Genomic DNA, 13,516 nt, shown 5'->3' on the forward strand with positions numbered 1-13,516 from the left:
ATATCATTTTATTTTTTGTTTAGCTTTTACTAGACGTATGTTAGCAATAAAAAAGAGCAGCTAATGCTGCTCTTTTTTATTGCTAAATTGATTCCCAGTCATATCCCCTATTCATGAACTGGTATATAACCCTTCTGAACATAAATTACCGGATCAAAGTATGTGTTTAGATTATATTTCTGAGATATATCAGCACTTATTTTTTTAAAGGTCATATAGCTTTCATTTGTCTTACTCGTTTTTACTTTTGCTGATATATAAATACTTTTTTTATTTTTAAAAGTTAATTTAAAATAATTTTTGACGTTCTTTTCTTGAACAAAAACACTATTCGTTAAATGATTAGGCTTATTTAAAACTTGTTCAATATGATCTAATTCAATTTTAGTAACTGGTTTAGTTTGTAAATACGGTTTTAAATAATTCACTTTCCACTCTGGCTCTGTAATGGCATCTCTGGATTGTACAATATTCATTGTTAGAATTATCAAAATCGCCATTACAATTACTATTAAAATTGCATTCCCTACAATAGTTGCGGCTGTCTTTTTCGTTTTTACAAATTCAACTAATATAGCCACTAAAACAATTGCCCAAAACACACACGCCACTATTGCTATAAGATTATTATCCACGTTTATTTTGTCATACATTAATTTAACTTTTTCTATATTCATTGGAGCACTCATTTCTTCGTAAGTTTACTTTTTTATTATTCTTGGCTTTAAGGTGAAATTATGAAATATTTAAATACTGTTTTAATAAGTATAAATGATGTTCATGGAAAAGATGCTTTTCTAAATAATTGAAATCAACCCAGCGCATTTTTTCTTTTTCAACTGGTTCAGCTATCTTTTCTAATAGTTTACAAGTGTATAATATTCCGATATTGTGTTGAGAGTCGCGAGGATATTTTGCTGAAACCCAATGTCTTTCAGCTTTACCTATCTGCTCAACGATTCGAATTTCATGTCCTGTTTTCTCAATGCTCTCTCTTAATAATGCAATTTCAGGAGATTCATCTATTTCAATCCCTCCACCAACTAAAAATAAATTCCCATCCAAATCTTCTACACATAAGAATTGTTGTTGGTCATTTTGAATAACAGCATATGCACCAGTTCTTTTCCAATAATTTAAATCGTAATTACGTTTACCAAAAGTTTTCATTTTAGCCTCCTAATTGGAATTCTAGCGATATTATAACATTAAAAAAAGTCCCAAAACGGTGTTTGGGGACTTTAATTGATAGAGCTGTTAGATAGGGATAAGGGTATTGCTAAGCGGAAACTCCAATGAGCAACAGAAAAGTCTGTTTTTAAAGTGGACCCTCTCCCGAAAAGATAATTTAACTTTCCTACACCTTCATCTAAGGAATACCCTCTAGTTTAATGGTATCCCCGCAGTTTTAAGTTCTCTAGGAATAGCAATAAAAGGAGGGGCGTACACCTTACTTTTTCAACCACCAAAAACCCTGCCTTTTACAAGACTGGGTCTCTTGGTACTTTCAATCTATCTCTTTTTTCCAACTGAACGATGTGAAATAGGACCGTTCCTATATGTTTTATGATTTCCTATCGCTTCAACAGTTACTGTGTAAGTTCCACGGACTTTCATTTTTGAAGCATAGCTATACTTATGGTTGCTTGCGGTTACATGTTTTGTAAAGACTAGTTTAGATCCACGATATAATTTAAGTTCATATTTTGAAGCTTTAGCTACAGATTGCCATTGAATAACAGTACCTTTCCAAGTAGGCTTGGGAACTTGTTTTAACGTTATCTTTTTATCCGAATGTACGGAGGCTGCTCCAGATTTATAGCTTTTATTATCTCCGATAGCTTTGATTGTTACTGTGTATTCACCTGAATTTTTCATTTTAGAAGAAAGGTTATACTTCCTGTCTCCTGCTGCGACCCTTTTAGAAAGGATTAGCGTTTTCCCTCTATATAATCGTAACTCCACCGTTTTGGTATGTTCTACAGTTTTCCAATGAATGCTATCGCCACTCCAAGTGGGCTTTTGTGGTTTTGCTAGCGTTGTCAATTTTTTATTTACTTCAGATGGACTAGAAACAATACTGTCTCTATAATTCACTGAATCACCTATTGCTTGAACAGTTACTGTATACGATCCTGGTTTTACCATCTGTTTTTCAAGATTATATTGCTGAACATTATTTTGAACTGTCTGCGTTTGTATTAATGTTTTTCCATTATAGAGTTTTATCATATATTGGGAAGCATCTGTCACTTCATCCCATCGAATAGTATTGCTATCCCAGATTGGTTTTTTAACTTGCTTTAAAGTTGGTATGATTTTACTTGTATCAGAATACGTTGAAACAGGTCCGTCCTGATAATGTGCACCATCTCCTATCGCTCGGACTGTCACTGTATAGCTCCCTGGACTCTCCATCTCAGAGGATAGATTTATTTCATGGACTGTTCCATCAACCCGCGTTGTATAGATGATTGTATTGTCCTTATATAATTCAACTTCATATTGGAAAGCATTTGGGACATCTGTCCATTCAATAATTTCTCCTTCTAAAATAGGTTTTTGCACTCTGTCTAAAGTTATCGCAATGGCTCGCATCCAAGAAAAGTCCAATCTAGGTGTTGGTATATTATTTGCCTTATCTTTAACGCTCACTCCGTCTTCTTTCATATAAGAAAGAATTTGATCTACAGTGGAATTCGGGTATTTTTGACGTACAAGTGCAAATCCTCCTGTTACTTGAGGTGTTGCCATTGAAGTACCAGAAAGATACCCGTATCCTCCTCCTGGCAAGGAGGAATAAACCGGATCCCCTGGTGCTAATAAATCTAGAAAACTAACACTATTTGAAAAGCTAGATACTTGGTCATAGTCATTTGTGGAGCCTACACTCACCACAGAAGAGATACAGGCAGGTGCACTAATGGCACTTTTGTAGGAATCGTTGCCAGAGGCTGCAATTGTCGCGATGCCTGCACTTTTTAGATTGTCTACAATATTTTTTATGCTGGTATATGAACTATCACAAGTACTAGAATATTTACCACCACCTAAGCTCATATTAATAGCAGAAATATCATACTGATTTCTTAATAGATAGACTCTTTCCAGCCCATTTAATAAATCAGAAAAATTCCCTTCTCCATCCTTATCTGCCAGTACTTTTATTGCTAAAATATTCGCTTCTTTAGCAACGCCTGAAAAGTTCGTCGTATTCCCTGCTGCAATGCCAGCTACGTGTGTACCATGTCCCTCTGTATCATTCGCTGCGCCCTCTCCTGTTGTTGCTGTTTTCCCATCACAATTTCGATTTGAACTGAAGCATGCTTCATAGACGACTTTGCCTTTTAAAAAAGGATGACTCCGATCTACGCCTGTATCAAGAATAGCAACGCTCTTCCCTTTCCCGGTAAATCCTGCTGACCAAGCACTCTCAGCATTCATTAAACTGTTTGTAAAAATATCCTTTGCTCTTAGTTTATCTTCTAGGAAGTTTGAATTGGTTTTTATATCACTTTTTGAAATGACCGCATCTTCCGTAATACTCTTAACATCCGGGTTCTCGGCTAAAGCTTTTAGACCCTCTTCATCTACTTCCATTGACATATAAGGAATAGTCTTAAATTTAGAAATATGGCCTGATACATCTTGTTCCTTGTTATCTAAATCCTCAATAACCGCATCTTGAGTCTCCTGGATATTGCTTTCCTGCTTATCCTTTTGACTCTTAGATACTCGTCCTTCTGGTGTGAATTTTTCTTCCAATTGAACAATTACTTTAATTTTGCCTTTCTTGCTTTTATTTACTTTTTGTTCTAAGTTGCTTTGTATTTTTATCGTATGATCAAACTTATTTGTTATTCTATCACTGCCTTTTGCTTCTACATTCATTTGCAGTCCACTTAAAAAAAGGCACGTGATTGTGAACATTAAAAAGTGTTTAAAACCCTTCATACTCAAGACTCCTTATCTATTTATCTCTCTCTATTTTATTAGCATATTTTAATTTATCGGGTTGAATCGCTAAATTTTTAGACCCTCAAAAAGATGTTAAATGTATTTATATTTTTAGGTAGCAGCCAACACAATGATTTCCATAGTTGACGCACCGATAATTAAAGTGATAAGAACGAAAATTAATATCCTTGAAAAGCCAACATTTTTTTTGGTTTTTTATATTCCACTTTCTTATGAAAAATTAAATTAAAAACTCAGCCTAAAACAGGCTGAGTTTACGTTCTGTTCATTATTATAAGAGTCTTTTCAAGGCCTCACGTTTACTAAGAGGTTTTAATTGATTTGTTGCTACGAACTCCTTTACTGCATCAGGGTTCGTCTTCCCATATTCTCTCAAGACCCACCCTATCGCTTTTTGAATAAAGAATTCATTGCTGTCGGATCTTGTGCGAATATAGTGAAATAAGCGTCCTTCATCTGTTTGTTTCTTATAACGGAGCTGGTACAGTAATGCTGATCTTTGTAGCCATATATTGTCGTCTAAAATCCACTCATCTGCATACGAAGAAATCAACTGTGGATAAACTGTAAACAAATACCCCATTATATGCGGCGAAAGTACATCCACCGTATCCCACCATGATTTCGTCACCAACAAAGTACACAGCCACGGCATATCATCAGGTGTAAGTTCCTTTTTTACCTTCTCTAGTATATCGAGCGCTGCCCTTTGATACTCTCTCTCGGGAAGATCCCATAATGTAAGAATAGTCTCTTTGAGATTTTCTTTTGAGGGAACACCATATTCGTTCAAAAATTGTTTCGTCAGCTTACTGCGGATAGGTGTTCGAATCCCTAAAAATTGAAATTGATTGCGCAAATAATTTTGTGACCAGTTCGCGTATTCTTCATCCTTATGTTGGTTATATAATTCAACCAGTTGTTTTATGTAATTGTTATTCATTCCCGCCACCTGCTTTGAGTTATTAATATTTTCCTTCTTTAAAGCTTATCTCATTGTACTCCTTATTAAACGCATTAATAATTCTACTATGCCTTAATAGCTAACTTCTTTAATATTCAAAAAATATTTCTAAGAATAGGCCTTATTAACCTATTCAACATACAAAAAACTCATTATATTTATAGATAATTGTTGCTGTTTCTTCTTTTCAAGATAGACAACGACAAGGCAACACTATAGAAATATAGTTGCGCAAAGCTATAGGGGCTAAGGTGGTTTCCACTAAGCCAGCCAGTTACCGAATTATCTATAAAAGGAGAATGTATATGATAAACATGAAGAAAGCATGGAGCGTAGGACTAGCAGCAACATTGCTACTGTCACAGGGAATGACTGTAGCAAATGCAAAAGGACATTCAGAAAAAAGCCATGGGCACAAAACACAGGCTCATGACAAAAATAAAAATAAGATAGATGATAAATGGGAAAAGAAGTATAAGCTAACTGGTAAAAATATCGCTTCACAAGACAAAGATAAGGATGGTCTCCCAAATATAGTGGAATACCAACTTCACTTAAACCCTTTATCTGCAGACACTGATAAAAATCATGTAAACGATGGGTTGGAAGATGCGGATGATGACAAATTAAGCAATAGAGCTGAAGTAGAGCTTAGGACTGATCCCAGCAATCCAGATTCTGACCACGATAAAATTAAAGACGGTGCTGAAGTAGACAAGCATGGCGTAGAATACTCAAAAAAAGTTCGTGAATTCGAACTAGAAATTGAGACTGATGATGATGACTTCGAGGCTGAGTATGAATATAAAAAAGGCCATGCCAAAATAAAAGTAAGTAAGAAATTCATTTCAAAAGCGACGGTTGAAGCTTTAGTAAAGAAATTTGAAGTAGCCACGGAGTTAACAGAAGAAGAAATGCAATCAATTATTGAAACAGAGTTACACTTGGAAGGTTCATATGATATGGAAGCCGAAGTAGAATTTTTAAATGGCAAAGAAGTAGAATTTGAAAAACAATCATTAGATCACGATGATTCCCAAGCAGACGATGATGATAATCAAAATGATGAGGACGAAGATTAATATCCTTGAAAAGCCAACAATTTTGTTGGCTTTTTATATTATTTCCACTGAAAAACTATGGCTTCACTTTAATAGTTTGAATGGAGAAAAAAAACATAATAAAAGGACTTTTTAATATGAATTCAAACAAATCTACTCCAATAGAAACAAAGCAGTATAGTAAAATTTCGCTCTTTTCATTAAAGTATTATGATTATCCTTGTAAGATACTTTTATAGCCATTAAGATTTAACATAGTGACCTCAAGAATAATATCAAATTTAGGAGGACGAGAGAAACCTCCCTAGATAGAAGCTTAGAATGTTACTGTGCTAAATATACTTTTTACCATTAACTTTCTTTCAGAAGTCCCACTCTCACAGATGGGTCTTTTATTTTTCAGGTCGCCATTTTGCATTTTAGATTAGTTTTAGAACCAACACGAAATAATGCGCAAACTAGCTTCATAATTTAAAAACTATCTACTATATCAATTATATAATAGATAGTTGAAATGAAAGTGAGGAATTACGTATTGATTGCTAAAGAACGAGTTTTTACTTTTGATAATTCAAAAGCTTTATTGATTTTTCTAGTAGTTCTCGGGCATTTCGTTGACTACTATACTGATATCTCTCGTAATATGCAGGTTCTATTTTTCTTTATATATATTTTTCATATGCCTCTCTTTATCTTTATAGCCGGTTTATTTAGTAAATCTACTATTAATAAATCGCCATTTCGAATTGATCGAGTACTGACTTTCTTATTGCTCTATTTTATATTGGAAATAGTGCTGTATCTTATGCTTCATGTATGGTTTGGAAGTGAGAGCTATGACTTAACCATGTTTTCTGAAGATGGCGTATCATGGTTTATGTTTGCCATGGCAGCGTGGCTTTGCATAGGTTACTTCTTAAATCAATTCAAACCAAAGTATGTGCTCATTGGCACTACGGTATTAGCCTTATTAGTTGGCTATGATAAAGAAGTAGGTGATTTTTTAGTCGCTTCTCGGATTATAGTCTATCTACCTTTCTTTATGGCGGGTTACTATACAAATCCGCAAAAACTTGCAGGTTTTTTACAACAAAAATCTGTTCGCATAACAAGTGGCATTATTCTCTTATTGACGATAGCCTTTATCTACTTCAATATTGATCTGATTTATAGCTTACGTCCTCTATTATCAGGTCGTAATGCATATGTAGTTGCCGGCCTGCCGGTCATGGGTGGTTTTATCCGTCTAGGTTTAATGATTGTGACGACGATTGTCTCTTTAGCCGTTATGGCAATCATGCCTAACAAAAAAACATGGTATACAGTAATAGGAGTAAGATCTCTACAAGTTTATTTCTTACATCGTTTTATCCTATTTATTTATCAACATTATCACTTGAATGACTACTTAGCTAAAATTTCACCTAACCATTGGTTAGAAATATATCTATGTTTCGCAGCCATTTTAACACTACTCCTATCCTGGAAAGGCTTCGGATGGATACTTATTAAAATTCAATCCATTTCTTATGTACGATTTAAGAAACAAGAAAAAGTAATTAGGCAATAAAAACAAAGCCCTTCCTTGTGCTGGGGCTTTGTTTTTTATATATAACGATATCTACTCAACCATCATTTCTCCACTTTGTTTAGCTTCTTTTATAAAAAGTATAATCTCGTATTAGAATTCACTTTCCTCTAGATTATGCAATTCATAAACCCCCTTGCCTATCCGTCTAAAATCATTATGTACAGTTACATGATGTCTCGGAGCATTTACACAACATCTCGATGCGATGTGCGTTCTAATCGTTGATTCTTTATATTTCGTATTTAACTTATTCATATACTCAATCACTTCATTGATTGTAAATTCATTTTTCCCTTTATCCTTCACTAATGAAATGACGGCTGAAATTAACTCATCCCTACAATTTGTTTTCTGCCTTGATTTTCTTAATTTTACGCTTTCACTTACAAGCTTCTTACTTTCCAAAACTATTGATCGCTTTGTTTCGCTCGAAATATTCCATACTGGATTTACCTTCGCAATTAAGGCTGATTCTATACTAAATTTGTTGTCTGTCTCCAAGAAATACAGTTTAATTTCTTGAGCTACCTGGCTCGCTTCATAAATCAGATGATTTATACGACAATTGTTAGATTCTCCTCCAATAAAGCATTTTCTTGGTGAAATCATGCCGTATCCCTTATTAAATCTTCGCGAAAGACTTTCGCATACACCTATATAGACAAGTTCATTATTTAAAGCGATTGCATATAAACCCGCTTGCTGTATATCACTTGGGATAGAGAATTTGCAGAACGGCCCCTGACCATATTTATTCAAGGATAACCCTTGAATATTATTATTTTCGACATGTACCTCAAAACTTTCAACATTCCCATTATGGTCTCTCAAAGGTTTTATATCACAAATAAATTTAAATTGATTTTTCAAATCCTGCATTTCAAACAAATCCTCCCTTATAATTCGTATCTCAGAAAACTATATTGAATTGATTTTATCGGCAGAAAGTTAAATTCGTTTTAAAAAACCGTACGCACCAACATCACATTTTTAGGTATTTATTACCTTATATATTTTCATTATAAGGTAATAAGTATCAATTTACTATAAAAATAAAGTGAATAATAACCTATATTTTACACATATTATTACCAGTTATGATTTTTTTAAGGTTATATAACCTTATATGATACTTTCACTAGGTTTTAATCGCTTGTTCAATAAAAAAAGAACAGTATTTTTAGCTAAACGAATTTTCTTTACCTATTCGATACCCTATTAAAGGGAAAAATCCTAATGCAATTAAAAAAGCCGAATATTATCCAAATGCTAGTACAGCATTTTTCAATAGTTCGGCTTTCATTATTTAACTAACTATAAACATCTTCGGCTTTGGTCGCACTGCCCCAGCCTCTTCTGAATTCTTACACCATGAATTTCTTATTTACCAAATAGCTTCTACCCATTCAGGATGATCAACAAATGGATTTCGGTTCCCCTGTATGTTAAATATTTTTTCGTTTCGTTGTTTTTCCCATTCACTTACTGGGTCTTGTTTATTCCATTGCTTTAAAACAGATAGTTTGCCATGATAAGGGTTTGTTCCATTGTTGACTTGATCGTTCAATTCTAAGTCAACTCTGTCACCCTTTTCATAACGAGTAGCCATGTAAAAGAGCATTCTTGCAATATCCCCTTTTACGTCATTTGGTGGCTCAAAAGAATCGCCATCCCTTTTACAAAGAGAGCAACCGTTGATTGCATTTCCACCGTTATCAAAATCTAGATTACCTCTTGCCCCGTTAACTTGAACGTCGGCTGGTCGTAAATGATGAATGTCTGTACCTGGGCCATTGCTCGTTCCAAAATTGCCATGGGATTTAGCCCACGTATGCTCTCTATTCCAATCGCCAGCATTGCCACCGGCTCTATCCTTTGAGCGAGATTCACCTGTATAAAGAAGGATAACATTATTTTTGTTTTTTGGATCTTCATCAGTGATTTTCAAAGCATCCCATACTTCACTGTATGAAAGCACTTTATTATCATCTATGATATCGTGCAATGCCGTTTTTAACGCTTGCCCTTCTTTACCAATAGCATCGCTATAATATTGATCCGTAGCATTGCCAGTTGTCACAGTTATGCTGAAACGAGAAGTAACAGATTTTTTACCGTCTGAAGCTGTAACAGCCACTAAATGTGTACCAGTAGGCAAATCTAACGTTAATTCTGAACCGTTAATCGTGCCCATCGTAGAACTGAAGGTTAGTTTATCTCCGTCTGGATCCTGAAAATAATCTGCCAAAGAAAAGTTTAGCTTTTTTCCAGCTGTTATCGTTTGATTATCAAAACTTTTTTTGGCTACTGGTGCATTGTTTTCTGCTGGTTTATTAGGCTGCTCTATTTTTTTGCCCTCTGAATCTCTAAACTGAATTGTTTCGGGATTCGCACCGTTTATATACTCGATATTTTTTAGGTTTTCTGCTCCTCTGACTTCCTTGACATTAGGACCATCAATAATAACTTTTTCCAATGCTAGTCCTGAGAAGTTGATAATCAAACCAGCCTTGTTAGGTTTGACTGTTACCGTTGCCCCTTCAAAGCCCTTACCTGCGAAACCTGGGCCTTTAAGCTCTGCATATTGTGAACTTCTAATGATGATTCCTTCTGTAATACTACCGCTTACAAAATTCATCCCAACACTTGGAGAAGCGATTGTTAGCTTTTTCGTTTTTGTTTTTGTAAAATTGAAAGATTTGTCAGCAACAATCTGTTCAGCATGATCATCCCCGCCAGAACTATCGGCTAAATCTAGCTGCACCATTACTGGATCATGGTCACTCGCACGACCAGCCATGTCAGTGAAATCTGAATTAATATGAAGAATATCGATATTCGCCGAGTCAGCTAAGTTATTGGATACCAAAATATGATCTAATACCTGTGAATTCCCCTGGTATACATACGTATAACGATCAGATTTTTCCACTTTATTAATCATATTCTTCATATATTTACCTTCCAGTATTTTTAACGAATCAGTGAATTGGAAATCGTTATAATCACCTACTGAGACAATATTTGCATCTGGATTGTCAGCTTTAACTTTTTCTGTAAAGTCTCTCACGATTGTTGCAATTTTATGGCGCTGAACTTCACTTACCAATTTAGGCGGCTGTGATGAGCCAAACAATGGTGTATCTCCTGATTTAGAGTTCCAGTGATTCGCAATGACAACAACACTTTCACCTTTAAAGTCAAATTGTGCAGCTAGCGGTTTTCGGCTATTATCAAATGCTGGATTTGTAGGGTCAATTCGTCCAGGATTCAATGAAAGCTTTCCATCTTTATAATCTACAGCTGTTGTTGCATCGCCACTTGGAATGTCTTTCGTTAATTGTACGCGGTCTGGGTTATACAAGAAGCCGACACGGATATTCGCATTCGGTGCACCACCATCTGCATTATTTTCCGGGTCAATATTAGCATAGTTATATTTCACGCCACCTGCTTCTTCAATTTTAGCAATTAAACGCTTATAGCTTTGATCAGCAGCAGCATCTCCTGCAGCAGAACCGTTGTTATCTTGAACCTCTGTCACACCAACAATATCAGGGTTTTTCATATCTGATGCAATCGCGCGAGCCAATTTGCCAGCTTTGTCCTCAGAGGTTTCTTTTGTATTGTTAGAGAAGTTTTCTAGATTATAAGAAGCAACGGTTAATTTGTCATCCTCTTTTACAATTGTTGTGGTTTCTGGCTTCGAATCACCTTCCACAAGTTTTGCTTTCATATCCTCATAATCAGCGTAGATTTTGTAATTCGAGAAGCCGTAGTTTACTACCCCAGTAATAGGCCCTTTAAATTTATCGCCTGTCGCCACTTTAAAATCTCTCGCTTGCGTATTATCATACAGCTTAAATTGAATACGATCTGCGTTTGCATTATCCTCTGTATATAAGACACCCCCATGAATGGTATCTGTTTCTCTGTCTTCTAGCACAGTCACCAAATCACCATGATCTTGAGGCCCTACAGCTTTTACATTTCCTACTTGCACTCTCATACCTTCGAGAGATTCCCAGAAATCAATCGCATCTTCCTGTGGATCAAATTGAGTAAATTGATCATTATCAATCACTTCAGATGGCAGATTATTACGGTCAATAACTACCGGTTCTGGAAGGGTGACATTGCTATTCAACACGCCTACCTTCCCGCCTTGGTCGTTGCGTGCATTAAGCTGTGTGACAGATAAATCCGTCTCTTTTTTAGAGTCAGCATAGCCGTCAATTTGGAATTCATCTACTTTACCATTCACACTGACAAGATCCCCCACTTTTACGCTCGCTGCTGTGTTACCCGTATAGACAATAATCCCTTCTGATGTCTTTGGATTGTTGTCTTTTTTCGAATCTGGTGTTTGCATGTGGAAGTAGTTGCCGCTTCCGATTTTATAAATATATGTGACAATACCTTCAATTCCTGAAACAGTCTTACCTTTCATTTGGGAGTCATGTGACTCTCCTTGAATATCATGAATTTGAATTCCTTCTGCTGAATCAAAAACAGTATATTCATACGTAGCAACAGGACTATCTTTCAAACCATCTTTAACAGCAAACACTTTTACTGTCATTTTATCTTGAATCGTAATTGGTTTACTATATACCTTACTTGATTTCGTAGGCTCTGTTCCATCCGTTGTATAATAAATGGTTGCTCCATCTGTTGGAGTCGTTAGAGCTAATTCAGTACCTTTTGCCACTGCTCCAGCTTTCACTGATGGCGTGACAGGCTGAACAACACTCGCATCTTTAACAATATCTGATGTGGAACGTGGAATGACTTGATATATACTATCGAATTGCTGAACAATTCCCGTAATGGAGTCATAGGTTTTACCAACAGCTAAATTCAATGTTTTTGTCTCATCACGTACGACAAATTCAGTAGTACCATCTGTCACAGTATAGTTCGCCCACGTACTGCCATCTTCCACAGATAAAATATTAATATTTTCAGCTTTTACTAGGCGTGATTCATTTTCCTCTGCCACTTCTGCCCCTGTAACAGCTTTAGGCGTTGGTGACCCTACATCGGATTTCTTTTCAACCATTTTTGCCCCGTCTAGTTGCAATAATCCTTTGTAATCAGCTAATGTGCCTGTCAACGTGACTTCATCGCCCACTGCTGCATCTAATGTAGCTGGTCGAACGGCTAATCCACCCGTTTCATCCTGAACAGAAATTGTATTTTTAAGTTTCGCAGCTACCACAGCTTTGATTGTGACCGTTTCGCCTAAAGGTAGCGCTCTTGCTTGTTCGATTGATTTAATCTCAACTGGGGTTCCTGGTTCTACTGATGAACCATCCATTGAATGCTTGCCCAGGTTAGATACATCGTCTATCGGAAGTTTATCCCACTCCTTAGTAGGCTCAAATGCATCATCAATAACGGTATCGCCTGACGTAATAGTAGATTTTCGAACTAATGTTAAGTCCGCCATATTATTGACTCTCGTACCTACTTGTCCAAGTGAATCAACGACACTATTTGCTTTTTTTAATACGACAGCATCATCACCGTTAAAATTAATAACAGTTGAATTAGCGAGATTTCCCTTACTCTTTATCGATTCATTCGCATTATTATTATAAATAACGTAAGTATCTCCAGCTTGAATACTTCCGCTAAGTTTTAACGTGGCTGTTGCGGTAGTTGCTCCATTTGCATAAAGCTCTAGGGAATACTGACTTAAATCAACTGTAGATCCAGTCCCATTATAAAGTTCAATTGCTTTATTGCTGCTACTTCCCTCAATGTACTCAGAAATAATTAATTCCGAAGCGTTACCTGTAGTAGCCGCCGATGTGGGGATGGCTGGTGTTAAGATGCTTGCTGTTAAGAGTGTCGACAAAAACGCGTTTAATGGCTTTTTCCATTTTCTTTTATTCATTTAAACTAGTCCCCTTCTTT

Annotated in this window: 8 protein-coding genes and 1 riboswitch; of the genes, 2 read left to right on the forward strand and 6 right to left on the reverse strand. The window is 35.8% G+C overall.

Annotated features, from left to right (window positions below; genetic code table 11):
- Positions 1-107 precede the first annotated feature (107 nt).
- From RCJ93_RS08990 to RCJ93_RS09005, 4 genes are all read right to left on the reverse strand, one after another.
- Complete coding sequence (locus RCJ93_RS08990; RefSeq protein WP_446738869.1) at positions 108-677, reverse strand: hypothetical protein; 570 nt, start codon at positions 675-677, stop codon at positions 108-110.
- 58 nt (positions 678-735) lie between these two features.
- A complete protein-coding gene (locus tag RCJ93_RS08995) occupies positions 736-1,170 on the reverse strand; it encodes an NUDIX domain-containing protein (protein WP_446738870.1) in 435 nt (144 codons plus the stop codon).
- 342 nt (positions 1,171-1,512) lie between these two features.
- Positions 1,513-3,954, reverse strand: coding sequence for a S8 family serine peptidase (locus tag RCJ93_RS09000; protein WP_446738871.1), 2,442 nt, complete (start codon positions 3,952-3,954; stop codon positions 1,513-1,515).
- A gap of 295 nt (positions 3,955-4,249) precedes the next feature.
- Positions 4,250-4,921 carry a DNA alkylation repair protein gene (locus RCJ93_RS09005; protein ID WP_446738872.1) on the reverse strand — a complete coding sequence of 224 codons (672 nt, stop codon included), beginning with the start codon at positions 4,919-4,921 and terminating at the stop codon, positions 4,250-4,252.
- Between the two features lie 217 nt (positions 4,922-5,138).
- A riboswitch (cyclic di-GMP riboswitch) is annotated at positions 5,139-5,224 on the forward strand.
- A gap of 23 nt (positions 5,225-5,247) precedes the next feature.
- Here RCJ93_RS09005 and RCJ93_RS09010 point away from each other — a divergent pair.
- Together RCJ93_RS09010 and RCJ93_RS09015 are read left to right on the forward strand one after the other, a co-directional pair.
- A complete protein-coding gene (locus tag RCJ93_RS09010) occupies positions 5,248-6,024 on the forward strand; it encodes a hypothetical protein (RefSeq protein WP_446738873.1) in 777 nt (258 codons plus the stop codon).
- A 514-nt stretch (positions 6,025-6,538) separates the two neighbouring features.
- Positions 6,539-7,573: an acyltransferase family protein gene (locus tag RCJ93_RS09015; RefSeq protein ID WP_446738874.1), complete on the forward strand. Its 1,035-nt coding sequence runs from the start codon at positions 6,539-6,541 to the stop codon at positions 7,571-7,573.
- Positions 7,574-7,684: 111 nt separating this feature from the next.
- Here RCJ93_RS09015 and RCJ93_RS09020 read toward each other — a convergent pair whose 3' ends face one another.
- Both RCJ93_RS09020 and RCJ93_RS09025 read right to left on the reverse strand, forming a co-directional pair.
- Entirely contained in the window at positions 7,685-8,473 is a 789-nt protein-coding gene (locus tag RCJ93_RS09020; RefSeq protein WP_446738875.1) for a DUF7669 domain-containing protein, read from the reverse strand.
- Between the two features lie 505 nt (positions 8,474-8,978).
- A complete protein-coding gene (locus tag RCJ93_RS09025) occupies positions 8,979-13,496 on the reverse strand; it encodes an endonuclease (RefSeq protein WP_446738876.1) in 4,518 nt (1,505 codons plus the stop codon).
- Between the last annotated feature and the right edge of the window lie 20 nt (positions 13,497-13,516).

Source organism: Rummeliibacillus sp. BSL5 (assembly GCF_052928305.1).